The sequence below is a fragment of the Rickettsiales bacterium genome (assembly GCA_025210695.1).
Taxonomy (GTDB): Bacteria; Pseudomonadota; Alphaproteobacteria; order Rickettsiales; family CANDYO01; genus CANDYO01.
In genome coordinates this window covers 1-25,057 of record JAOARE010000011.1, presented here as the reverse complement: position 1 = coordinate 25,057, position 25,057 = coordinate 1, and the positions used below count along the sequence as shown (strand labels likewise).

Genomic DNA, 25,057 nt, shown 5'->3' with positions numbered 1-25,057 from the left:
TGTCTCATAGTTTATTGGAGGTTGCCACTGCAGCAGTGTCAGCAAAGGATTCTCTCAAAATACCTACAAAGTAAAATAGTTTCATACCCGCTCCTATCAAAGCAGTTAATAATACCTTTCCTAGTCTTATGACAGATGCTAAGCAATTGCTTGCTAAAGTTTTTGTCTTTCCAGAGGCAGTTTTACCTACTCCAAGTACTCTAGTGTTTTTTAGCTCTTTCTTTAAGTCATTGTAATTATTTGCAAGCCTTTCACAGGCATCGTATTTTGTCTGATCTAATACTTCAGGATTATCAACAAAATCGTTTAATTCTTGTGCTTTACCATCTTCTTTAAGTTTTTTATGTTTTTTATAGTTTTCAAATGTTGCAGAAAAATTTTCTATTCCTAGTTTATCTCCACAATATTTAGCAAATCTATCAAGTCCTTCTGTTGATTCCTTATATCCAGCTTTACCTTTGTTAAGTGCATCTTTTCTTAAATCATATTTAGCTTCTTTAAATAATTTATTAGTAAGATGTCTCAAGTTTTTGTTTTCTTTGCCAATGGCAAGTTTTTCTCTTATGGTTCCATATATTTCTTCACGTTTTTTTTCAGCAGGTTCTTCAAAGTTTTGAGGTTTGTTTTCATTGTCCATAATTATTACCCCTTTTTCATAGCCAAACATAATAATAAGATAAACGTAAAAGATTAACTATTGGTTAATGTGTTTGCTTTGAGTCTATAGATAGGATTAGAGCGTTATATTATTTCTTAAGTTAAACTAAATACTCTGATAGGTTTGCATAAACCATTTTCTATTAAAACAATAGCTTGCAATATTCCTTCTTTAGTTATTTGTGCGGTCAGATTAGAAGCAGAATAATCTTTTAGATGGATTTTTACTCCATTTCTGAGAAGTGCAACTTGATCTGATGAAAGCTCTATGACTGGAATATTACCCATTCCATATGAAACGGGTAGTAAATGAGTGTTAAGATCACTATCAATTAAATTTTCTATGGTTACGGAGTCTTCAATTTTAAATTTACCAACTCTAGTTCTTTTAAGAAAAGAAATATAGCCATGGCTAGCTAAGCTTCTGGCAATATCCACCCCTAAAGATCTCACATAAGTTCCTTTGCCACAGGTTACTTTAAACTTGCTTACTCCTTGTTTTTCATCATGGGTAATTAGATTTAAAGATTCAATTAATATTTCTCTGGGGGATAAGGCAACTTCTTTTCCTTCTCTAGCTAATTTATATGCTGGATTACCATTAACTTTAAGCGCTGAATATATGGGGGGCATTTGCATTATTTTTCCGATAAAGTTAGCTATGGCTTTTTCAATCTCAGAAGCATTAGGAATTCTTCCCCCACTGGCAGTTATTTCTCCTTCGCTGTCTCCAGTACTGCGTTCTTCTCCCCAGGTTAGATCAAATTCATATTCTTTTGAGGCATCCATAAGATATTTTGTGGTTTTGGTAGCTTCTCCTATGGCTATTGGCAATACTCCATGTGCTAATGGATCTAAAGTTCCAGCATGGCCAACTTTATTGTTTTTTCCAGTAAGTCTTTTTACTTTCTGCACCGCATGATTAGAACTTTCTCCCAAAGTTTTATTTAATGTGATCCAGCCGTTATATATTTTCATTTTGTCTATTTATTCGGTTCCTAAAAACAGTGATATTATACAAGATTTTTATTATTAGCTAGTTGAGTCAGTATTTTGTTGAGGGTTTAGAGTTGAACAATCCCCATCAATAGGTCCTTCAATTCCTTCTATGGTAATAGAACCTAAAAGAATCCTAGAATCTACATGTGGAAAAATAGCTATGGGGGAGTCCTCTATTTTTTCGGATGTATTATTATGTATTTTTGCTAAAGAATCTACATGTTTAAACATAAGTGGAGTATAGATCTTTGTTATATTATTTTCATCTTTAGATTTGCTCATAATATTTCTCATGTCTGTATAACTTAATATCATTATAATTTATCAATTATATTTAAAACAAGCATTATATAAATTAATTGTTATCTATTGCTATTTTACATAAAATTGCTTAAATTTATCGCTATTATAAATCTAAAAATTATAGGAATAAAAAACAATGAAAACAGCTTTTATATTTCCAGGACAAGGTTCTCAGAGCGTTGGAATGGGAAAAGAATTTTATGATAATTTTCCAGTAGCGCGTCAAGTATTTGAAGAAGTGGATGATGCTTTAAACCAAAAACTATCAGACATCATTTTTAATGGATCTATGGAAGATTTAACTTTAACTGCTAATTCTCAACCAGCTATTATGACAACCTCTATTGCTATTTTGCGCAGTCTTCAGCATGAAACAGGGAAGGGGATTGCAGAACTTTGTGATTATGTTGCTGGGCATTCATTAGGAGAATATACTGCTCTTTGTGCTGCTGAAAGTTTGTCTTTAAGTGATGCAGCAAAATTGGTTAGATTGCGTGGCAAAACAATGCAAGAAGCAGTTGCTCCAGGAGTGGGGGGCATGGCCGCCATTTTAGGAATGGATATAGAAAGCATCTCTAAAATTCTAGAGGAAGTTAGTGGTGACAATATAGTTTGTCAGATTGCTAATGATAATTGCCCTGGTCAAGTTGTTATTTCTGGGCATATGGAAGCAATTGAGGTTGCTTGTGCAAAAGTAATTGAAGCAGGGAATAAAGCTGTGAAGCTACCAGTCAGTGCTCCATTTCATTGCGATCTTATGGATCCTGTTAAAGAAGTCATGGCAGAGGCTTTAGATAATGCTAAAATTATTGCTCCTAAAGTTCCTCTTGTTGCCAATGTTCTAGCCACAGAGATAACAGATCCAAATCAGATAGTAGATTGTTTAGTTGAACAAATTTCAGGTGTAGTCAGGTGGACGGAGTCTGTGATGCGCTTTAAAGAATTATCTGTTGAGAATATTACTGAAGTTGGTTCAGGAAAAGTTCTTAATGGAATGAATAAGCGTATTGATAGAGGATTTAATTTGAAAAATATTCAAGCTATTGGAGATATGGATAAGTCTATCTAACTTAAATTTTCTAGTTTTAGAATTTGTTTATTATGAGAGGATAGAATCATTGAGTGGGTTTTCCATTTGTTGTCTATCTTCTCAACGCCATTTAATAATGGACCAGTAGTAACTCCAGTAGCGCAGAATACAGAATCTTTGCTGACTAAATCTTTTAAAGCGTATTTCTTATTTAAATCCTTTATGCCTAATTTATCAGCTTTGGATTTTTCATGATCGTTTTTAAAAAGCAGGCGACCCATCATTTGTCCACCTAGGGTTTTAAGAGCAGAGGCTGCTAAAACTCCTTCAGGAGCTCCACCAATACCTAAATATAAATCAGCTTGTTTCATGGCAACAGCCATTACAGCTGCCACATCTCCATCTCCAATTAATTTAACTCTAGCGCCAGCTTCACGTGTTTTAGCAATTATTTCATCATGACGAGATCTATTTAGAATTATAACACTTAAATCACTAACATCAGATTTATTATATTTTGCAATGTTTTTTAGGTTATTAGAGATTGATTCATCAAGATCAATAACTTGCTTCTCAGCTGGAATATAAGAGGCAATTTTATCCATGTAAACATCAGGAGCATGAAGCATTCCACCATATTCACTAATGGCTAAAACAGCTAAAGAACCTGGCATGGCATTAGCACATATGGTTGTTCCTTCAAGTGGATCTACCGCAATATCAAATTGAGTTTCTATATCTTTAAGAAGACCAACCTCTTCACCAATAAATAGCATGGGAGCTTCATCTCGCTCTCCCTCACCAATAACAATTCTTGCTTTGAAGTTCATTTTATTTAGAGCTTTGCGCATAGCGTCCACTGCGGCTTTATCAGCAAGTTTTTCATCTCCTTTACCAATAAAGTGATAGCAGCCAATTGCAGCTTCTTGAGTGGACTTAACAATCTCTAATAAATCTAACATTCTATTCCTCAAAGGCCTTTAATACTGCTTCAGTTATTTTTTTAGCATCACCGAAGAGCATCATGGTATTATCTCTAAAGAATAACTCATTATCAACACCAGCGTAACCAGAAGACATACCGCGCTTTACGAAGAAAACAGTTTTTGCCAATGCAACGTCTAATATAGGCATTCCATATATTGGGCTTTCTGGATCTGTTTTTGCTGCTGGATTGGTTATATCATTAGCACCAATAACAAATGCAACATCTGCGCTTGAAAAATCTCTATTGATATCTTCCAATTCAAATACATCTTCGTAATCAATGCCAGCTTCAGCAAGCAATACATTCATATGTCCTGGCATCCTTCCTGCGACTGGATGAATAGCAAAGCGCACTTTAACTCCATGTGCTTTTAGTTGCTCAGTCATTTCTTTAACTGCATGCTGAGCTTGAGCAACTGCCATTCCATATCCTGGAACAATTATCACGTCTTCTGAGTTTTTTAAGATGAAAGAAGCATCCTCAGCTGCTACTGACTTAACAGGACGTTCTTCAGCTGAAGAAGCACCAGCGGTTTCTCCAGAACTACTTGCAAACCCACCAAAAATAACATTAAAGAGTGATCTATTCATAGCTTTACACATTATATAGCTAAGAATAGCACCACTGGCTCCAACTAAAGCTCCAGTTATAATAAGCAAACTATTTGATAAGGTGAAACCAATACCTGCAGCTGCCCAACCTGAATAAGAGTTTAACATGGAAACCACAACTGGCATATCTGCACCGCCAATAGGAATAATTAATAACCACCCCAAGAGAAGAGAACAGGCAATTAATAATACAAATGGAAGAAATGATTGAGTTGCACAGAAACTATATATAAAGAAGAGTATAGTCAATCCCAATGCAAGGTTAACAAAATGCTGTCCTTTAAAGCTAGTGGGATTTCCTTTCATAATTCCTTGTAATTTAAGGAAAGCTACAATTGAACCGGTAAATGTAACTGCACCAATTGCTGATCCAAGACCAAGTTCTATCAGATTTGAAATTTTTAACTGTCCGCTAACTCCAATATTATAGGACTCAGGGGAGATATATACCGCTATTGCAATCAATACGGCTGCAAGCCCCACAAGGGAGTGGAACGCTGCTACCAATTGTGGCATAGCAGTCATCTGAATTTTTTTAGCAATGAATATTCCAATTACTGCACCAAGCGCAATTCCTGCCCATATTATGGTGCTGCTTTCAATTGTAGGGCTATAAATAGAGGTCAGAATGGCTAATGCCATGCCTAAAACTCCAATTATATTGCCTGATCTTGCGCTTTGAGGAGAAGACAATCCTTTTAGAGCTAGAATAAAACAAACTGAAGAAACTAAGTAAAGTAATGAGGAAATTTCTGTTGTCATAATTATTTTTTCCTAAACATTGATAACATTCTTTGGGTAACTACAAATCCACCGAAAATATTTACTGCTGCTAGAGTTACAGCTAAAAATGCAGATATCTGAGCAAAGCCAAAATCTTTTGGACCTAAAGCGATAATCGCTCCAACAATAATGATGCCTGAAATGGCATTAGTTACAGCCATTAAAGGGGTGTGTAGAGCAGGGGTTACCTTCCATACTACATAATATCCAACAAAACATGCTAATACAAAAATACTAATGGCAAAGATTAATGGATCAACACCTTGAGTTATTTGTGCTGCAGGCTCTATGGTAATATCATTTAGTTTATTCACCAAAGCACTGCTAGCTTCAGATAAAGTTTTAGATTGTGCAGCAATAGCACTTGCACTATCTATTGCATCAGAGAGATTACTAGACATTTTAAACCTCCTTAAAGTTTGGATGAACTATTTTGCCATCATGTGTTAATACGCAAGCTTTGATAATTTCATCGTTAAAGTCTATATTTGCTGTTTTGAATTCTTTATTAGTGATATATTCTAAGAAATTATAAAGATTGCGAGAATATAATTTACTTGATTCTGCAGTAATTTCAGAGGCTATATTACTATAGCCAATAATTTTTACGCCATCATGATTAATAATTTTATCAGCCACACATCCTTCACAGTTTCCACCACTGGCTGCAGCTAAATCTATTATAACAGAACCTTCTCGCATATTTTTTACCATTTCTAAGGTAATCAACTGAGGAGCAGGGCGTCCTGGGATCAGCGCAGTGGTAATCACTATGTCGCTTTTCTTAATGGCATCATGAATAAGTTGCTTTTGTTTTTGCTTATATTCTTCGCTCATTTCTTTAGCATATCCACCACTTGTTGAGCCATCTTCTTCAGTTGGAACCTCAATGAATTTTGCTCCCAAACTTTCAACTTGTTCTTTTGCTGCAGCTCTAACATCAAATGCTGAAACAATAGCGCCAAGTCTTTTTGCAGTAGCAATTGCTTGTAATCCTGCAACTCCAGCTCCCATTACTAGAACTCTAGCAGGGGACACTGTTCCTGCAGCAGTCATCATCATTGGGAATGCTCTTGGATATTCATTAGAAGCTTTTATTACAGCCATATAACCTGCAAGGTTACTTTGCGAAGATAATACATCCATTCCTTGAGCTTTAGTAATTCTTGGGGCCAATTCCATTGCGACAGAAGTAACATTCTTCTCAGCATATGTATTAAGTAATTTTTTATTGTTATGTGGAGAAAGAATTCCCACTAATAAAGCTCCAGGTTTTATGAAATTCAATTCTGTGAATTCATCTTTTTTAGAGCTTTCTGGAGATGGTTGAACTTTTAGAACAACATTAGCATCAGCAATTATTTCCAATAATACTTTAGAAACTTTAGCACCAGCTTTAGTATATTCTTCATCACTAATAGAAGAAGCTTTTCCAGCACCTTGCTCTATATTTATTTCAACACCTGAGCTTACTAGTTTTTTTACTATTTCTGGAGAAATTGCAACTCTTTTTTCGCCATTTGCTCTTTCTTTTAATATCGCTATTTTCATAATATCTCGTATTTTATTTTAAGATTCTAGGTGGTTATTATAAATTACAACTATAATAAGTTAATAGGGAAATTGTGCAAGAGTAATTTAGAAATAATTATATTTTGTTTTACTGATGCATTTCTTCAAAGTTAAGATTCATTGAAGCTATTAGCTCATAATATAAAAAGATAGTTAGTAAAAATATAAATACAACAGAAAGTATTTTGTACTTATGTTGCTTGAGTTTGCTTTTATCTGAGATAACATCCATTAATTCATCGCCAAAGACAAGAGAAAGAAAGGTTCCAAGGCAGGATAGGGCTATTATTGTCCAGTAAGGATATGGGGAGGATAGTATTTTATAAAATACTTTCATCAACTCATTATTTGAATAATATTCAGGAAAATAATTGATAGCAAGAATATTTATTATGATGGCAAATCCCCATATAATAACTTCTGAAATAACCATTCTAATTCCAAATAAAAGTCTTAATGGGAAATCTACTAGAAATCCTGCATCAGCTATTGGTGTGCATAATACAAAAAAGCTCCATGTTAAAATAGAAACTATTCCTCCAGTAGTAAAATCATATTTTATGCTTAGATAGAGAAAATATCCTATCATCAATAACGCTAATAGAAGAAATTTTTTTAGAAGTTTATTATTCTTTTTCATAACTGTTTTTTAACAATGTATTTTAGCTATTAATATAATATATATTTAAGTGATCAAATAATGTTTTAATTTATAGTCTAAGCTTTATGTGTTTATGTTGATATATATGTGATACTTTGATTATATAATATTTTATTAGAATTTGAGAGAGAATTTATATGATATATAAAAATAAGAAATTTGGAGTATTTGGCTTAGGGCTTTCAGGAATAGCCACTATGAAATATTTAACCCGAAAGGGTGCTGAATTTATAGCTTTTGATGATAATCAAAAATTTATCTCTGAAATTTCTAAAAAATATCCTGAATTTAAAGATAAGATATGTGATTTGGATAATGATTTATGGCAAGAGATTGATTATTTGATTTTAAGTCCTGGAATCCCTTTAACACTTCCATTTTCTCATAAGGTTGTAAAAATTGCTCATAAAGTTAATGCTAAGATTATTTGTGATATAGAATTGCTTTATCTTGATAATTCAGATCTATATTTTATTGGTATTACTGGAACTAATGGAAAATCCACCACCACTGCTCTTATAACTCATATTTTAAAATATAATGGAATTGATGCTGTTGCTGGAGGAAATATAGGAATACCGGTATTAGATATAGATACTAGCAATAAGGATAGAGTCTTGGTTGTGGAAGCTTCCTCTTATCAATTAGATTTGATGGATAAAACAAAATTTAATATTGCTTTATTTCTTAATATAACACCTGATCATCTAGATCGTCATGGTAATATGGAGAATTATAAAAAGTCTAAATATAGAATTTTTAAACATCAGACTAATAGCGATCATGCCATAATTAACAGCAATCTTGATCAGCTTTCCAATTCAATATCATTTTCAGCAAAGGATTTAATAAAATATAATATACCTCATAATACTTCTTTGTTAGGTGAGCATAATCAAGAAAATTTAGCAGCAAGTATTGCTTGTTGTTTAAGATTTGGATTAAGCATAGAGCAAATTATTAAAGCTATACCCAGCTTTGTGGGCTTAAAGCATCGGATGCAATATTTAGGTGTTCACAACGGCGTTACCTTTATCAATGACAGTAAAGCCACTAATGCAGACTCCACCTCAAAAGCATTATCAAGCTTTGATAATATTATCTGGATCGTTGGAGGAGTAGCAAAGGAAGGTGGAATAGAACTTTTAAAAGAACATTTTCCTAAAGTGAAACAAGCTTTATTAATTGGAAGATCTTCTGACGAATTCTCTAAAACCTTAGAAGGCAAAGTTAAATGGAAAAAATGTGAGGATCTTGAAAATGCCTTTAAAGAAGCATGTAAGATAGCTAGAGAAGGGGATGTGGTGTTGTTATCTCCAGCTTGCGCCTCTTTTGATCAATGGAAAAACTTTGAGAAAAGAGGCGAAGCCTTTATAGATATGGTTGCCTTAAAAGTTTAGGGCTTAATCACAAAGCAATTCATCCCAGCATCTTTAAAGTTTGCACATGCTTTTTGTGCTAAGTCTTTGTTTTTAAAGGGACCAACTTGCAAGCGCTGAAAGATTCCTTTGCCTGGAATATCTTTGCTTACGATGTAATGTTTATATCCTTTTAAGACGCTAGAATGTTTCCTAGACATAGACTTCCAAGATTTTTCAGCATCGCTAACTGATTTAAAGGAGGCAATCTGTACTTTATAAGAGTTATCTGATTTTTGAACAAATTCAGGTTTCTTTTTGGATTCTTTTTTGGTAACAGGTTTTATATATTCCTCAGTTTTCTTAGGCTCTGCTTTAGGAGCAATATTTTTCGTCTCAGAAGGCTTCATAACAGGAGCTTTCATAGTTACAGTAGACCTTTCTGGCTGTACTTTAGGAGTAGATTGTACCTCCTCAGTTTTATCGGGTGTATTATTAGTTGTTTCTTGTGGAACAACCTTTTTAGAAGTATCATCTGTTACAGCTGTTTTATCAACAGAATCTATAATAGCAATAGTTTCTTCTTTTTCTTTGACCTCAGAAGTTTCATCTAATTTTTTTACTGTTGGTGACATATCTGCTAAAAACAAATCTTTTTTATCTATAGGTTCTTCGGCAGGAGGCAATAATACTTCTGTTTTATCGTGATTCTTACGATTTCTATCTATGTTGTCATATATATCTTTATCCATGTTCTTTACAATCATGCCACCAGGATCTGCCGGTTGACTTTTTATTTCGTCATCATCAGCTGAGACAACTATAACTTCATCATAATTTTTTGTTTGATATGACTTGTAAATATACCAAGCACCAAGCATTAGTCCAATTGATACAGCTATTATGATAGATAATGTTACAACGCTATAGTTTTTGGTTTGTTCTTCGAATAACTCCTCGTCTATTATGTCATTTTGTTCTTTGGCTGTTGGTTCTGACTGAGAATCCATTGGTTCATTAATCTGTTCTTCTAATGGATTATTTTCGTCATTGTTTAATGCTTCTTTTTTTTGTTTATTATCTTTCATGTTTACTCCTACTACATATTATCGACTGGAGTTATATTCAAAACTTCCAATCCAGATCGGATTATAATACTAACAGACTTTGCGAGCATTAGTCTAGCTAAAGTTTTTTCGAAGTTGTTTTCTATAATAAATCTTAAATCACTGTTGTCATTTCCTTTGCTCCAGAAGCTATGGAATTCGGACGCTAATTCAATTAGAAAGAATACTAAACGATGTGGCTCTTGGTGAACACAGGCTTGTTCAACAATCTTTGTCCAGCTTGACATTAGCTTGATTAACTTAAAATCTTCGTGGCTATCTAGGTTGCTTAAATTATACTTTTTGTCATTTATTTTTTCTATATATTCTTTATTTCGTTCTTTTGCATTCTTTAGAATAGAATTAACTCTGGCATTTGCATATTGAACATAAAAAACAGGATTGTCTTTTGATTGCTCTTTTACTTTTTCAAAATCAAAATCCAATACTTGATCGTTTCTTCTAGTAAGCATCACAAAGCGTACTATGTTTTGATCTACTTCTTCTAATACATCATTCACGCTTATAAAAGTTCCAGCTCTTTTGGACATTTTAAAAGGCTGGCCATTTTTAAGAAAACTAACTAATTGGCAGAATTTGATGTCAAAATCAATTTCTTTCCCCCCTATAGAAAGAGCAGCAGCTTGCATTCTTTTTTTGTATCCCAAATGATCAGCTCCTAAGACCATAGTTATTTTTTTGAACCCACGTTCAATTTTATTCTTCATGTAAGCTAAATCAGCTGCAGCATAAGTCCAATCACCATTAGATTTTTGTAGGGGTCTGTCTATATCATCTCCAAAGTCGGTAGTGCGAAACAATAATTGTTCTCTCTCTTCCCAGTCATCAGGAAGTTTTCCTTTAGGAGGAGTTAAAATTCCACGATAAACTAGATTCTTTTCTTCAAGGAACTTTACAATTTCATCTATTTTATTTTGTTTATGTAGAGTTTTTTCTGAGAAAAACACATCATATTCAACTTTTAAGAGCTTTAGGTCTTGTTTGATTAGCTCCATCATGGAGTTTACGGTAAATTCTTTTATTAGTTCCATGTCTTTTAAACCATGACCATATTTTTTAAATAAGTCTTGTCCTATAGGGATTAAATAATCGCCCGGATATAATCCTTCAGGAACTTCTCCGATTTCTTCCCCTGAGGCTTCTAAGTATCTTAAATAAGCTGATTTTGCTAAAACATCTATTTGCGCTCCAGCATCGTTAATATAATATTCTTTTGTGACCTTATATCCGCATTTTTTCATCAGTTTTGCTAATGCATCACCATATATAGCACATCTACTATGTCCAATATGCATAGGCCCAGTTGGGTTGGTTGAAAGGAATTCAATATTAATATTCTCTCCTTTTCCTATATTATTGTCACCAAAATTAATATCTTGCTTTATTATATCTTCTAAGCTTGAAATCCAAGATTTTGCAGTTAGATTAAGGTTGATAAAGCCTGGTTTTGCAATGTTAGCTTGATCTACATAATCTAATTTCTCTAATTCATTTTTTATTAGCTCTGCAATTTCCATAGGTTTTTTAGAAAGGGATTTTGCAAGCAGCATGGCAATATTTGTCGATAAGTCACCATGGTCTGGGTTTTTTGGAATCTCAATGGATAATTGTTTTTGGTTTGGCTTACAAGAAAATAAATTTTGGGCTATATTATTAACTTCTTGTTTTAGTTGGTAGAATATATTCATATTAGTATCTCTTGTTAGTATAGCTTGATGAAGCTTCAAAAAATGATTGGTACTCGGCAATGGCGTAACGATCGCTCATGCATGCAATAAAGTTACCAATTATAATAGCTGCTTCTCTTTTATTGTTAGCAGATATTTTTGCTTGTAAAAATTCAGGAAGGCAAGCAAAATCATCCATATATAGAGAAAATAACCCTTTTATTATTCTTTTACCTATATTTGCCATTCGCATTACGCTGTGATGAGTATAAACCTTAGACATTAAGAATTTTTTTATTTGTTGGTGATAGTTTTCAATTCTTTCTGAAAAACATGCTAAGGGGTGTTTTAGTTCTCGGATATCTTGATTGGTTTTTATAGAAAATTTATTAATATTATTTTTAGTGCTTTCAATTAAATCAAGAATCATCATATTTTTCATTCTTTGAATTGATTCATGAAGTAAAATATGCTTTTCACAGTTAGGATATTCTGTCTTTACTTGTTTTATAATTTCTCCAAATATATCTAGTTCTTGGAGTTCATCAAGAGTTATAAGTCCTGCTCTAAATCCATCGTCAATATCATGGTTGTTGTAAGCTATATCATCAGCAAAGGAAGATATTTGTGCTTCAAGAGATGAATGTTTATCTAGCTCAAGATTATAGGTTTTTGCGTAAGATAATAGTATAGGGGGGATTACTTTCCCTATTATAGGCCCGTTATGTTTAGCAATGCCATCAATCATTTCCCAGCTTAAATTCATTCCTTGGAATTGAGGATGTCTATGCTCAATTTCAGTTACTAAGGTAAGAGTGTGAATATTATGGCTGAAATCAGTGCCTAGATCTTGCATTACTTCTTGCAATGCATCTTCTCCGGCATGACCAAAGGGTGCGTGACCTAAATCATGTGCTAAAGTTAAACTTTCTGATAACTCACTAGAAATATTTAAAGCTTTACTAATAGCCTTAGCAATTTCTGCTGCTTCTAGACTATGTGTTAATCGATTGCGGTAATGATCTCCCTCATGATTAACAAACACTTGAGTTTTATATTCAAGACGACGAAAGGCGGTGGATTCAATTATTCGATAACGATCTAATTCAAAAGGAGATAAAATAGATAAACTATCTTTTTCAGGGTATAACCTTCCTTTGGAGTGAGAAGGATTAGAGGCAAATCTTGCAAGCATGAATAATACTCCTAGAATTAATTTTTATAAATCTATTATAGCAATAAATGCCTAAGATTCAATGGTCATTGGGTAAGACATTGTGAAAGGTTTAAAGATATCTATATTCTAAATTATTCTTGTTTCCATTAATTTCTTCCCTCTGATTTTGTACTGCGCTGTAATTTTGGAGGTTTTCTTAAATTGTCTTGAGTTGGTGACATACTTACAGTCTTAGCTAAATTTACAATGGGTTGTACAGCATTAATAGCTTTTTGTTGCACAGAGAGATTTTTATATATTCTATTTATATCTTGAAGTATTTCACCACGTTCATTGTTATCAAGGTCTGCTCGTAGGTTGCTCATTAATTTTTTTCTAGAGTTTTGTATTCCTTCAAAATCTCTATTCGAGATTGCTAGGTTTATTTCTCCTACTATATTACTATGGACATTTAGTGCTGAAGTTATTCTGTCGCTATATTTTTCTGGATGTAAAATCATAAGTCCATCTTCTTGGGAAGGTATGGAAGCGATTGACCTAAATGTGGAAATAGGAGGGGTTTCTCTTGGTTGATTCTCATCAAGACTTGCCATTGTGTGTTCCGAGTTGGTCGGAGAAATACTGGAGTTATCTTTACTTATAGAAATAATGTTTCTGCAGCGATCTAAGTCATTAAACATTATTAGTATATCATCTTCATTGACAGGAGACCTGCTCAACTCACTCATTAAAGCAGAAGCATTTTTTTCAAATAATTCAATATTTTGAGCCTCAATGTTTTGATCTATTTCTTGTAATAATGGTATATTTTGTCTAAGTGTATCTTTTAGTCCTGATTTGTATTGAGAAGGTTTTATATGCTTTAATATAACTTCAGATAAGGCAAATTCAGCAATCTTATCCCCTTTTTCTGAGGCCTCTGTTATAGGTTTTATTAAGTCAATCCTCGCCTGATCTATCTTTTCTTTAGCCTCATTTTGATCTCGTTCGAATAAGAAGGCAAGTTCGGGCATTATTTTTTCATCAATGCATTCCACTAACTTCATATAATCTTTTCTTTTTTCATTTTGTGCATATTGATTATAAAAAACTTCATCTAAATTAGTTTTAATGAAGTCTAGTAAATGCTCTCTACGTTCTTCATCTGTTAAATCTCTACTGCGTTTACGATTGGAAAACCTACGGTAATCACCTGGGTTAAAATCATCTCTAGGCATAACTTAACCTTATTCTCATATAAATGGATTTAAAAATAATATAGGAAGCTCATTAATAAATGGTTAATTAGATGTTTTTAATGTTTAGTTTCAACTTCTTCTACAGTTAGAAACATAGTTATAGTTTTTCCATCTCTAATAATTTCTAACAATACTTGTTTCTTAGGATGTGTTTCAGCAACCATTCTGGGTAATCCTTTTGTGTTTGTTATTGTCTTTCCGTCAAATTTTAAGATAATGTCTCCAATTTTGATCCCTGCTTTTTCCGCTGGCCCTCCTTTGGCAACACTAGATACTAAAGATCCAATGTTGTCTTCAGGTGTTTGGGTGGCAATTCCAATCCAACCATGGTGAACTTTTCCATCTTTGAGTAATTGATCAATAATAGGTTTCGCTATAGAAGAAGGTACAGCAAATCCAATTCCAATATTTACACCTGTAGGAGAAACAATAAAGAAATTGATACCTATTACTTCTCCTTTTATGTTAAAAATAGGTCCACCAGAATTACCTTCGTTTATAGCCGCGTCTGTTTGTATGAAATTATCTACAATATTCATAGAGTCGGTTCTAATATTTCTAGCTTGTGCTGAAATAATTCCTGTGGTAACAGTATTACCTAAGCCAAAAGGATTTCCTATGGCAATAACTGAATCTCCAACTCTATTTTCATCGGAGTTACCAAAACCTACAAAGGATAAATCTGATTCTGAGTTTATTTTTAATAAAGCTAAATCTGTGCGGTTGTCAAAAGCAATCAATTTCGCGTCAAATTGCTGATCATTATTTAAAGTAACAATAATTTTTTCGGCTTTGTCAATTACATGATAGTTAGTTACTATATATCCATCGGGTGATATAATAAAACCAGAACCTGAAGAAGAAGGCTTTAAAGGTGAATCTTCTTCAGATGATTGTTCAAATCTCTCAAGAAACTTTGCAACATCTTCTGCTTGGGAAGTTTCTTGAAGAGCTAAGATTTGAGATGAATCAAATGGAGTTTCTTCTTGATAAACAACAGAAATGCTAACCACAGCTGGAATTAGAGGTTCTACAATATCGGCATATCCCTTGCAATCAGCATGAGATAAATTAGTTGTTGCTATAAATATTAAAAAAACTAAAACTCTTCTTAGGTTCGATAATAAAATCATAGAGTTCCTTTTATTATTTACATCTAATCAGCATTTAAATACTTAAAGAACTTATGATTAGGGGATAAGATAATTCTAGTGTTTTCTTTGGTTAATACATTTTTATATACTTGCATTGATTTATAAAAATCAAAAAAATCTGGATCTTTAGAGTAAGCATCTGCAGATATTTTGGCAGCCTTTGCATCCCCACGACCACGATTAATTTGAGCAAGATTCTGTGCTTCTGCTACAATAACCTTTTGATTCTTTTCTGCTTCAGCTCTAATTTTTTGAGCTTCTTCAGCACCTTCAGCTCTGAACTCTCTAGCTTGTTTCTCATAGTAAGTCTGTAATCTTTCGTTAATGGCTTGGCTATTTGCTTTTGGTAAATCTGCTCTTAAAATACGCACATCAACAATTTTAATACCAAATCTTTTTGCTTCATTAGTAAAATCAGTTTGAATGTCATCCATTATTTTAATTCTTTGTTCTGATAGTAAAGCAGACAATGGGTGTACACCAACAATTTGGCGCATTGCAGATTCCAAGATAGCATTTAATCTAGATCTAGCTCCAGCTTCATTTTGCACGGCTTTATAAAATTCAAGAGGATCATCAATCTTATATTTTGCATAAGCGCTAACAATTAGACGCTTTTGATCAGAAGCAACAACTTCTTTTTCTTCTGCCATGAAGTTTAACAATCTTAGATCAAAATAATCTACTGATTGTAAGAACGGAATTTTCATTGATAATCCTGGTTCTTTAACCACACGTACCACTTCTCCAAACTGGAAAACAAGGGCTTGCTGTTTTTGGTTAACAACAAAAAAAGAATTACTTAGGGCTATAACAATAGCAAATAATCCAATATATAAAATGTTTCTATTCATAATTATTTACCTTGGTCTAATTGAGTTAGAGGAAGATATGGTACTGTATTTTTTTGGTCGATAATAATTTTATCCATTCCTTTTAATAACTTGTCCATAGATTCTAAATATATTCTTTTTTTAGTGACGTCTTTGGAAACTTTGTACTGATTATAAAGAAGATCAAATCTACCTGATTCACCCATTGCTCTTTCTACAACTTCCTTTTCATATCCTTCACTTGCTAAAATGATTTGGGCAGCTTCACCTCGTGCCTTAGGGATGATTTCATTGCTATAAGAATAACCACGGTTTATTTCTCTCTCTTTATCGGTTTTTGCAGTTTGTACATCTCTAAATGCATCGATAACCTCTGTTGGTGGATCAGATTTTAGAAGTTTTAAAGTTGTGATTTCAACACCGGCTTTATAAGAGTCTAAAATTTCTTGCAATAATACTTTAGTATTATGTTCTATATTTGATCTACCATCAGTAATAGCTCTGTCAATAGGGGTGTTGCCTATAACCTCACGCATAGAGCTTTCTGCTACACTCTTAACAGTTTCTCTTGTGCCGTCAATATTAAAGACGAAATCTTTCAAGTTAGCAATCTTCCATTGTATAATAAAGTTAATTTCAACAATGTTTTGATCTCCAGTAAGCATTAAGCTTTCTTGCATTACTTGAGCTTTATTATTATTACTACTGTTACCATTATATCTATCTAAATAGCTTGGTGCACTTCGGAAGCCTATTTCTTCTTTACGAAGGGTGGCAACTTTTTCTTTAATGATATGCTCAATAGGGGAAGGTAAATGGTAATTCAATCCAGTGTAAGCTGTGCGTTCATATTTTCCAAATCTAATAACCAAGGCTTGCTCGCCTTCATCAACAATATAAAACCCTGTTAATATCCAAGTAAAAACCAATAAAAGGCCTATAATTCCTAAAAATCTTCCGTTATTATTTCCTGATCCATTACTATTATGGGAGTCTTTTTTAAATTTAGAGAATACATCATTAAAGGATGAGTGACCTTTGCGAAATAAACTCTCAATATCTACCTGTTGAGGGTTGTTAGTTGGTGCTGATTTTGTTTTAGGCTCACTATCATCATCCCAGGGGGATTTTTTAGAATTATTTTCATTGCTCGATGTCATAAGATTCCCTATTATTATTTTTTTAAATAAATAATGTAACCTACAATAGAGTATTGTCAAGAATATGTCTAATAATCTTATACCACAATCAATAAAAAAGTCTTTAGAGAGAGTTATTATTAATCAAGATGGAAAAAATCTTATAGATTCACAACTTGTTTCCAATGTTTTTATTAAAGATAATATTGTTGACGTAGTTATTGAGATTCCTCAAGGTTATATCTTTGATCAAGAAACTATAGGAGCGAAAATAGAAAAATATGTGCAGGAAGATCACAGTCATTTTAAAAAAGTGAGAGTGATCTTTAGCGGTAAAAAAGAAGAAAAAATAGCTAAACCAAAACAAAGCATACCTAATGTTAAAAAAATTATTTTAATGGCTTCTGCTAAAGGTGGAGTAGGAAAGTCTACCACTTCTGTAAACATAGCAATGGCACTAGCTGATCAAGGCTTTGTTGTGGGTGTTGTTGATGCAGATATATACGGTCCAACCATTCCTAAATTATTGGGGATAAATTATAAACCAGATACTATGGATGGAAAAATGTTGCCTATAAAAAAAAATAATATTTACTCCATTTCAATTGGTTATATAGTTGATGATTCTAAGGCTGCTATATGGCGTGGACCAATGGTTAGTAAAGCTTTGTATCAGCTGTTATTAGGGGTTAAATGGCCTGATCTTGATTATTTAATTGTTGATATGCCTCCAGGTACTGGTGATATATATTTAAGTTTGGCTACAAATTTTATAATAAATGGGGTGGTATTAATCTCTACTCCTCAAAATATTGCGCTCTCAATGGTAAAGAAATCTATTAGTTTTTTTGAGAAAACAGACATTCCTATTCTTGGTCTTATTGAAAATATGGGGTATTTTTTAGATTCAGAGAATAACATAAAACATAATCTCTTTGGCGAGCAAATAACTAAGGAAATTGCACAAGAGATGAAATGTAAATTATTAGGGCATATTCCTTTGAGTCCTAAAATTAGTCAATTTAGTGATAAAGGTATGGCTCTTCTAGGTAATAAAGAGTTTGATTCATATCTTGAAATTGCTCGTAATATTTCCTTTTAGCGATTATTTCTTTCTGGGACGTTATTTTCTAGATTTTCTATCGCTTCAGCTTTGACTGAAGACACCTTGTCTTTAATATTAGAAGTGTTATGTGCATTATCCGGAGAGTTATTGCAATCATTAATAGTATCTGGGGTACCTCCATCTCTTACCGTTATTTTGTTGCAGTTTCCAGTTTCTGCTTTCACGATAAGTTCATCTTGAGCTAATAGAGCAGAGCTTAAGCTAAGTAATCCACATAGGATGATAATTGTTTTTAATATCTTGTTGTAAATCATAAAACTACCTAACATAAAAATGTTTATTACAATATCTAACCATTAAATAGTTAATATATAGTTAACGTAGGTATTGCATTCTTTTTAACGCTTTCTTAAGTATTTGATAATATTATCAATCGATAAAAATATTGTAGATTTTAAGAAAAGAGTTTTTACATGGGAGAAACAGAAAACAAGATTGATAGCAATGAAACATATATAGCTAAATATATTCGTGAAACTGCTAAGAAGATGGGAATAGATGAGTTGCCTAAAACTATGCAGGCATTAAGGACTATAGGCGAAATATCTGTTGGTTTAACAGCTCTTTCGGCAACAGTTACTCAGGTTAGTCAACAAATTGTAGCGGTAAAAAACGAAATTGGTGGAACTATAGAATATGTAGACTCCGTAAAGGAATATGCGTTTAATGAGATTCCTAATAATATTAATAATGCAACCCAAGCATTAGGATATTTAAAAGATGGTTTAGTTAATGCAAGTGAATATTTAAATGTGGATTCTGGTAAGATAATTACAGAAGTCACTCAGGCAAAAAACTATACCGATCCCTTATTTAAGATGCTTGAAAAACATCCAATTGCTGCGGCCGCATCTTTGATGGCTGCAGGATATTTAGGATATGCAATGTATAACTCTAATTTAGAGCATAAGAAAAATAAACTATCGCTAGTACTGAAAGAAGAAGAGAGCATTTTAGAAAATAAATTTAATCAACTTGCGGAACATTTTAAAGATCAGGATGATTATAATTTAAAAGCATTGGATGTTTTCTGTAGAAACATGGTTGAGAAATATAAAGAGTCAAGTGAAGTGGATGAAAAAGATGTTGAGCAAATCAAATATATGATAGAGAATGATCTTAAATTTTTAGAATTGCCTTCAGAAAGAATTGCAGATATAGCTAAGGGAAGCCTAGAGTTAATTGACTCTGTTGAAAGATGCAGTCAGTTAAAACTTGATCTTAGTCAAGATAAATCTTTGTTTTCATTCACAAATAAGTTAAGAGAAGAAAGAAATAAAGAAGTGAGCGCTGTAAAGGAGCGTTAACTGTTTTTTAATATATTATATTTATCATCTTAAGATAAGAATAACCAATATACATAAGGAGTAATGGAAAATGGTAGAAGTTAAGATACAGCAGATGGTTGCAGGCGAAACCAAGTTATGTGGTTTGTTAAAGGCAGTCACAAATCAGATGGGAGGAGTAGGAGAGTCTTTATACTACCATTTAAGTCCATCGGTCAGATCTCTTGAAACAACTGCAGCAGGAAAATTAGTGCTTGTATCAGCGGCAATTAGAGCAGGAATCCCACAAAAGATTGGCGAAATTAGCGAAGCTATTGCTCCTTATAGTAATCCTGTTGTTGATAGTGCTGCCAGTACAGGTAAATATGTTGTTGGAAAAACTCTTAAAGGGGCCGCTAAAATAATAGCTGGTGATTCAACAATATCTGAAATGATGCAAGACGGATATGAATCTGCAAAGAATAAAGTATATGATAACACAGTTGGCTATGCTTCAGAATTTATGAATTCTGCTATGGGAAAAGGAGCGGAATCTGCTACTCAAGCATATGAAAAAATTACTGCTGGACTTGGCGCACTTCAAGAAAATGCTACTACAATGATGAATCAAGGAGTAGAAGCTGGTAAGGGTCAGAGCACTAAGGTAGTGGAATCTAGTATTAAAGCAGTAGAAGAAAATGTTAATAAATTAGCAGAAATAGGTAATAGCTATAAAGATCAAGCCTATACTGCAGCACAAGAAGGTATTACCACAGTTCAGAAAGGATTTAGTGATTTAACCGCACAAGGAATTGATAATGCTTCTAAAGTGATTAATTCTGCTGTTGAGGCGATTCAATCAAATTCTGCTAATTTGAAAGATCAAGCGATAGCATTTGCAAAAGAGAATCAAACAGCACTTACAGTTGTGGGAGGAGCAGCAGCACTAGCAGCAGTAGGATATTTAAGTTATACTGCCTATAATGATTATGTTGCAAAGAATGAGCATAAAATAGAAGATGAGCAGAAATCAATGGCTGCAAAAGTTAGTAAAGAATTTATAAGTCTTAAGAATAGTAGAATAAAAACTATGAATGCTGAAAAAGCTAATATTGCTGATAAATTTCAGGAATTGCAAACTTTCTTAAAAGATACTAATGATCTTTCCATGATAAGGTTATCTAAAGGTATGGTTTATAAATATGAAAAAGATCAAACTGTTGATCCTGAAGATGTAAGGAAAATTCAAGAAATGGCTGCAGGTAAAATTCAAGGAGCTGGTTTATCTGCAGATAAGATAACAAAGTTGCAGGAAACTAGTGCAGAATTAATGGCTTCTGTTATGATGTGTGACCAAATAACAAAAGACTTGTCTCAAGGAAGAGTATCTCCTTCATTTGTTAGTAAAGTAGTGGCAGAAAAACAAAATAGTCAGCAAAGAAGCAGATCAGAATAAAATATAAAACAGGCAAAAAACTATTTTTTTGCCTGAGAAAATATTTCTTCAAGATCTTTTTCTGTGAAAACTTGTGATTTATTACAGAATTGACAATTAATTTCTAGTTTATTATCGGTTAGAAGTTCAAAAGCATCTTTGGATCCTATTGATAGCAATACTCTTTCCGCTTTATCCTTAGAGCATCTACATTTGTTAACAATAGGGGTATAGTCGTATATTGTTACTCCGACTTCATGGTATAAAGAATATAATAAATCTTCTAAAGAGAGATTTGGATCAAGAAGTTCATCGTCACGAATGGTAGCAAAATAAGCTTGAGCATCATTCCAAGGTTCATCATCTCCTGGTAATTTTTGAATCATAATACCGCCAGCACATGAAGTTTTTTTAGATCCAGGAAGTATTATGTTTCCTACAGCAAGCTTAAGAGAAGTTTTTATTTGCTCTGATTGATAGAAATATTTCTCAACAGCTTGAGCAATGGTCATATTAACTGTTTCTACAATGCCTTGATAACGTTGGGTATTATATAATTTTCTGTCAATAGTAACGCTTAAAAATCCCTTATCTAGAATATTTTGATAAGATTCTAAATTAGAGTCCACTCCTTCATTAAACTGGGCATATCCTCTAATTTGATTAGGGGATTGATAATCTGCTATTATATATTTAACAGAAGAGTCATTAGTTTGAAATTGTACACTTAAAGTGATTTCTTCCTTAAATTGGGAACCTATTATTGAGGATACTATTACCAATTCACTTAAAATTCTTGCAACAGGATCTGGATAATTATGCCCGCTTAGAACTTTGTCTAGTTCAGTATCAAGCTTGATAATTCTTCCTTTTATAGCGTTGTCACAAATGGTAAAAGGAATAATGATATTATTTAGAGACATGTTATTAACCATTATTAATTCTATAAATTTCTGCTCCACAGGCAAATAGTTTTTGTTCAACAGATTCATAACCACGGTCTAAATGATAAACTCGATGAACATAAGTTTCTCCTTTAGCCACTAATCCAGCTAATATCAAAGATATAGAAGCACGAAGATCGCTTGCCATTACATTAGCAGAATTTAATATTTTTGTTCCTCTAACAGTTGCGTTTCTGCCATTTATGGTAATGTTAGCCCCCATGCGAGAAAGCTCAGAAACATGCATGAAGCGGTTTTCCCATACATTTTCAGCAATAACTGATACTTTATCAGCAATTGACATCATCATCATAAATTGTGCTTGCATGTCTGTAGAAAATCCAGGATAAGCACTGGTGCTTATATTAACCGACTTTATATCTGTGCCACTTCGGTGAACTTTAACTCCATTTTTAGTTTTAGTTATGATTACTCCTGCTTGTTCAAATTTTCCTATCATATTATCAAATGATGAATAATCTATATCTACTAACTCTAGTTCTCCATCAGTTACCGCCGCCGCTACAGCATAACTACCGGCTTCAATACGATCAGGAATAATGGTGTGATGACCACCATGTAGTTTGCTTGAGCCTATGATTTTAAGAGTTGATGTTCCTATTCCTTCTATTTTTGCTCCCATAGTGATTAAGCAATTAGTAAGATCAATAATTTCAGGTTCAACGGCTGCATTAGTAATTAAGGTCTCTCCGTCAGCTAAAGTGGCTGCCATTAAAGCGTTTTCGGTTGCCCCCACAGAAATTATATCAAAATGGATATGGCCACCTTTTAATCCATTGGGTGCTTCTGCTTTTATGTATCCATCTTCTAAAGTCACTTTAGCACCTAATTGCTTCATGGCATATAGATGCAAATCAACCGGACGATGCCCAATAGCACAGCCTCCAGGCAATGAGATATTCATCCTTCCATATCTTGCAAGAATAGGGCCCAAAGTTAAGAATGAAGCTCTCATTTTGCGCACAATGTCATATGGAGCGGTTAGATTGGTTATATTGCTGGCATTAAAAAGAATGGTGCGTCCGGTTTTATTTTCAGTTATATTAGATCCATCAATGCTGAAGTCCACTCCATGATTCATTAATAATTGGTTCATGGTTACCATATCTGATAAATTAGGCATATTAGATAATACCATTGTATCCGAAGTAAGTAAGGAGGCGGCCATAATGGGTAGGGCAGCATTTTTTGATCCGCTGATTCGAATCTTGCCCTTTAGTGGTTTTCCACCTATAATTTTTATTACATCCATTATTATAAAACCTAATTTCTCTTTTTATTCAATTGGCTGTAGCTAATCTAAATGTTTAATACTAGCTCTTAAATATACATACCCAGTAAATAATGTTAGTCCTGCTGCAATCCATAATGCTATTGATCCTAATATATCCATATATTGGAAGTTTGATCCTTCATTGCCAACTAACAACATAAACATTGCACTCATCTGGAATCCAGTTTTTATTTTAGCTAGATTACTTACAGGTATACTAACTCTTATTTCAGCCAAAAACTCTCTTAATCCAGATACTAAGATCTCTCTACATATTATAGCAATTGCTGGTAATAAGTCAGCTTTCTTATAATAAACTAATATAAGCATTACAGACCCAATTAATAATTTATCAGCAATTGGATCTAGGAATTTACCTAGTTTAGATTGTATAGAATAAGTGCGTGCTAAATATCCATCTAGAAAGTCTGTTATACAAGCTAATAAAAACAAGCAAGAACTGATTATCTCACCATATATCCCCCCAATGTGATAAAAAATTATAATCAAGGGAATTGATATAATTCTAGAGGCAGTCAGAATATTAGGAATGTGTTTTAGCATAAAAGAGCAAATATTTCTAGTTATTTAAAAGAATTCAATTTTTACAATACTTTTATCCTAATATAATTTCAAGTATAAAAAATTCTATTGTTTTGCTAATATTATTCTTCATTTATTATTTGATAACCTCATATAAGCTATGTATATTATAGTTAAGTCGCATACACAGTATATAAGGTGTTTATAATGAATAGTAAATTATCAGGTCCGTTCAAACTTCCATTTAATGGCAAAAAGCCTAGCAAATTGGTTGTTTTTCTTCATGGAGTAGGCTCTGATGGTCATGATTTGATTGATTTATCAGATGAATTTCAAGATAGCGTTGGGAATGCGGTGTTTTTATCTCCTCATGCTCCTTTTAAATATGATGCATATCCAATGGGATATCAGTGGTTTTCATTAATTGATTATACTGAAGATAAATTGTATGAAGGTATGGAGATAGCATTACCAATATTAAAAGAGTATATTGATGAAAATTTAAAAGAATATCAACTTGAGTATAAGGATTTGATATTAATTGGTTTTTCTCAAGGTGCTATGATGGCGTTGCAGATGGCTCCAAGATTACCAGAAGCTTGTTTTGCTGTGATTGGCTTTTCTGGAGCATTAGTAAAGGGGAAGATGCTAGAGGCTAACATAAAGTCAAAGCCGCCAATATTTTTATCTCACGGTAGTGATGACCAGGTTCTACCAATTTCAAAGTTTCATTCTGCTTATAAATCTTTAAAAGAGATGGGGTTGAACGTTGAGGGACATGTGATTGAAAAATTAGGTCATGGTATAAGTTTAGAGGCAATAGAGCTAGCGAGTGAGTTTTTGAGAAAAAGATTTTAAGCGTGAAGAGAAAGAAGAGCTGTGGTTGGTAGGAGTTTGGGAGTTTTGTAATCCCTTTTTTATGTCTGAGGCTCCAAGACGTTTCTGATTTTCTGTTTGTATTTCAGAATTTTTTAAAAATAATCCAGAGTTTATCAGCTTTCTAGCTAACTCAAATTGTTCTGTTTGTATAGCTAAAGATAAAGGAGATGGTTTTTCTGATAATAAATTTAAAGCTTTGTTTTTTGATTCTGATGGAGTAGACTCTAAAACTAGCATTAATAACTGGTCTTTTTTTGAAACTATATTTAATTTT

At 33.1% G+C, this 25,057-nt stretch carries 26 protein-coding genes; 6 read left to right on the top strand and 20 right to left on the bottom strand.

What is annotated here, in order from left to right; all coding sequences use genetic code 11:
• Positions 1-4: 4 nt before the first annotated feature.
• The 3 genes from N4A31_01475 to N4A31_01465 all read right to left on the bottom strand — a co-directional run bounded on the left by N4A31_01475 (position 5) and on the right by N4A31_01465 (position 1,938).
• Positions 5-637 carry a hypothetical protein gene (locus N4A31_01475; protein MCT4634903.1) on the bottom strand — a complete coding sequence of 211 codons (633 nt, stop codon included), beginning with the start codon at positions 635-637 and terminating at the stop codon, positions 5-7.
• A gap of 116 nt (positions 638-753) precedes the next feature.
• Complete coding sequence (gene truB / locus N4A31_01470) at positions 754-1,635, bottom strand: tRNA pseudouridine(55) synthase TruB (GenBank protein ID MCT4634902.1); 882 nt, start codon at positions 1,633-1,635, stop codon at positions 754-756.
• Positions 1,636-1,689: 54 nt separating this feature from the next.
• On the bottom strand, positions 1,690-1,938 hold the full coding sequence (locus N4A31_01465; GenBank protein MCT4634901.1) for a hypothetical protein: 249 nt from the start codon (positions 1,936-1,938) through the stop codon (positions 1,690-1,692).
• 157 nt (positions 1,939-2,095) lie between these two features.
• Between N4A31_01465 and fabD the strand changes: the two genes are divergently transcribed.
• Positions 2,096-3,028: an ACP S-malonyltransferase gene (fabD, locus tag N4A31_01460; GenBank protein MCT4634900.1), complete on the top strand. Its 933-nt coding sequence runs from the start codon at positions 2,096-2,098 to the stop codon at positions 3,026-3,028.
• Here the strand turns inward: fabD and glpX are convergent.
• The 5 genes from glpX to N4A31_01435 all read right to left on the bottom strand — a co-directional run bounded on the left by glpX (position 3,025) and on the right by N4A31_01435 (position 7,583).
• The gene (gene glpX, locus N4A31_01455) at positions 3,025-3,951 is read right to left on the bottom strand and encodes a class II fructose-bisphosphatase (protein MCT4634899.1); all 927 of its coding nucleotides are present in this window, start codon (positions 3,949-3,951) and stop codon (positions 3,025-3,027) included. The genes fabD and glpX overlap by 4 nt on opposite strands.
• Before the next feature lies 1 nt (position 3,952).
• A complete protein-coding gene (locus tag N4A31_01450; GenBank protein MCT4634898.1) occupies positions 3,953-5,350 on the bottom strand; it encodes an NAD(P)(+) transhydrogenase (Re/Si-specific) subunit beta in 1,398 nt (465 codons plus the stop codon).
• Positions 5,351-5,352: 2 nt separating this feature from the next.
• Entirely contained in the window at positions 5,353-5,772 is a 420-nt protein-coding gene (locus N4A31_01445; GenBank protein MCT4634897.1) for an NAD(P) transhydrogenase subunit alpha, read from the bottom strand.
• A gap of 1 nt (position 5,773) precedes the next feature.
• A complete protein-coding gene (locus N4A31_01440; protein ID MCT4634896.1) occupies positions 5,774-6,922 on the bottom strand; it encodes a Re/Si-specific NAD(P)(+) transhydrogenase subunit alpha in 1,149 nt (382 codons plus the stop codon).
• A 109-nt stretch (positions 6,923-7,031) separates the two neighbouring features.
• On the bottom strand, positions 7,032-7,583 hold the full coding sequence (locus N4A31_01435) for a hypothetical protein (GenBank protein ID MCT4634895.1): 552 nt from the start codon (positions 7,581-7,583) through the stop codon (positions 7,032-7,034).
• A gap of 158 nt (positions 7,584-7,741) precedes the next feature.
• Here N4A31_01435 and murD point away from each other — a divergent pair, with 158 nt between their 5' ends.
• A complete protein-coding gene (gene murD / locus N4A31_01430; protein MCT4634894.1) occupies positions 7,742-9,004 on the top strand; it encodes a UDP-N-acetylmuramoyl-L-alanine--D-glutamate ligase in 1,263 nt (420 codons plus the stop codon).
• On the opposite strand, the gene N4A31_01425 is transcribed toward murD, so the two are convergent.
• The 7 genes from N4A31_01425 to hflK form a co-directional block, all read right to left on the bottom strand.
• Positions 9,001-10,050, bottom strand: coding sequence for an SPOR domain-containing protein (locus tag N4A31_01425; GenBank protein ID MCT4634893.1), 1,050 nt, complete (start codon positions 10,048-10,050; stop codon positions 9,001-9,003). The genes murD and N4A31_01425 overlap by 4 nt on opposite strands.
• 11 nt (positions 10,051-10,061) lie before the next feature.
• On the bottom strand, positions 10,062-11,777 hold the full coding sequence (gene argS, locus N4A31_01420; GenBank protein ID MCT4634892.1) for an arginine--tRNA ligase: 1,716 nt from the start codon (positions 11,775-11,777) through the stop codon (positions 10,062-10,064).
• 1 nt (position 11,778) lies between these two features.
• Positions 11,779-12,951 (bottom strand): deoxyguanosinetriphosphate triphosphohydrolase, encoded by a 1,173-nt coding sequence (locus tag N4A31_01415; protein ID MCT4634891.1) that lies wholly within the window; start codon positions 12,949-12,951, stop codon positions 11,779-11,781.
• A gap of 128 nt (positions 12,952-13,079) precedes the next feature.
• Positions 13,080-14,150, bottom strand: coding sequence for a hypothetical protein (locus tag N4A31_01410; protein ID MCT4634890.1), 1,071 nt, complete (start codon positions 14,148-14,150; stop codon positions 13,080-13,082).
• Between the two features lie 77 nt (positions 14,151-14,227).
• Positions 14,228-15,304: a trypsin-like peptidase domain-containing protein gene (locus N4A31_01405; GenBank protein MCT4634889.1), complete on the bottom strand. Its 1,077-nt coding sequence runs from the start codon at positions 15,302-15,304 to the stop codon at positions 14,228-14,230.
• Positions 15,305-15,327: 23 nt separating this feature from the next.
• Positions 15,328-16,179: a protease modulator HflC gene (locus N4A31_01400; GenBank protein ID MCT4634888.1), complete on the bottom strand. Its 852-nt coding sequence runs from the start codon at positions 16,177-16,179 to the stop codon at positions 15,328-15,330.
• 2 nt (positions 16,180-16,181) lie between these two features.
• Entirely contained in the window at positions 16,182-17,318 is a 1,137-nt protein-coding gene (gene hflK, locus N4A31_01395; protein MCT4634887.1) for an FtsH protease activity modulator HflK, read from the bottom strand.
• A gap of 64 nt (positions 17,319-17,382) precedes the next feature.
• Here hflK and N4A31_01390 point away from each other — a divergent pair, with 64 nt between their 5' ends.
• Positions 17,383-18,399, top strand: a complete 1,017-nt coding sequence (locus N4A31_01390) for an Mrp/NBP35 family ATP-binding protein (GenBank protein MCT4634886.1) — start codon at positions 17,383-17,385, stop codon at positions 18,397-18,399.
• Here the strand turns inward: N4A31_01390 and N4A31_01385 are convergent.
• Positions 18,396-18,677 carry a hypothetical protein gene (locus tag N4A31_01385; GenBank protein MCT4634885.1) on the bottom strand — a complete coding sequence of 94 codons (282 nt, stop codon included), beginning with the start codon at positions 18,675-18,677 and terminating at the stop codon, positions 18,396-18,398. The two genes, N4A31_01390 and N4A31_01385, sit on opposite strands and share 4 nt — an antisense overlap.
• Positions 18,678-18,836: 159 nt before the next feature.
• Between N4A31_01385 and N4A31_01380 the strand changes: the two genes are divergently transcribed.
• Positions 18,837-19,730: a hypothetical protein gene (locus N4A31_01380; protein ID MCT4634884.1), complete on the top strand. Its 894-nt coding sequence runs from the start codon at positions 18,837-18,839 to the stop codon at positions 19,728-19,730.
• A 70-nt stretch (positions 19,731-19,800) separates the two neighbouring features.
• A complete protein-coding gene (locus N4A31_01375; protein MCT4634883.1) occupies positions 19,801-21,144 on the top strand; it encodes a hypothetical protein in 1,344 nt (447 codons plus the stop codon).
• 20 nt (positions 21,145-21,164) lie between these two features.
• Here the strand turns inward: N4A31_01375 and N4A31_01370 are convergent, their stop codons facing one another.
• From N4A31_01370 to pgsA, 3 genes are read right to left on the bottom strand one after another with little or no spacing between them, the layout of a single operon-like run.
• The gene (locus N4A31_01370; GenBank protein ID MCT4634882.1) at positions 21,165-22,046 is read right to left on the bottom strand and encodes an Hsp33 family molecular chaperone HslO; all 882 of its coding nucleotides are present in this window, start codon (positions 22,044-22,046) and stop codon (positions 21,165-21,167) included.
• Positions 22,047-22,050: 4 nt separating this feature from the next.
• On the bottom strand, positions 22,051-23,340 hold the full coding sequence (gene murA / locus N4A31_01365) for a UDP-N-acetylglucosamine 1-carboxyvinyltransferase (GenBank protein ID MCT4634881.1): 1,290 nt from the start codon (positions 23,338-23,340) through the stop codon (positions 22,051-22,053).
• Positions 23,341-23,382: 42 nt separating this feature from the next.
• Positions 23,383-23,925, bottom strand: a complete 543-nt coding sequence (gene pgsA / locus N4A31_01360) for a CDP-diacylglycerol--glycerol-3-phosphate 3-phosphatidyltransferase (GenBank protein MCT4634880.1) — start codon at positions 23,923-23,925, stop codon at positions 23,383-23,385.
• A 186-nt stretch (positions 23,926-24,111) separates the two neighbouring features.
• On the opposite strand from pgsA, the gene N4A31_01355 reads away from it, so the two are divergent.
• Positions 24,112-24,762: a dienelactone hydrolase family protein gene (locus tag N4A31_01355; protein MCT4634879.1), complete on the top strand. Its 651-nt coding sequence runs from the start codon at positions 24,112-24,114 to the stop codon at positions 24,760-24,762.
• Here the strand turns inward: N4A31_01355 and N4A31_01350 are convergent.
• A partial coding sequence (locus tag N4A31_01350) for a hypothetical protein (GenBank protein MCT4634878.1) occupies positions 24,730-25,057 on the bottom strand: 328 nt, incomplete at its 5' end. The two genes, N4A31_01355 and N4A31_01350, sit on opposite strands and share 33 nt — an antisense overlap.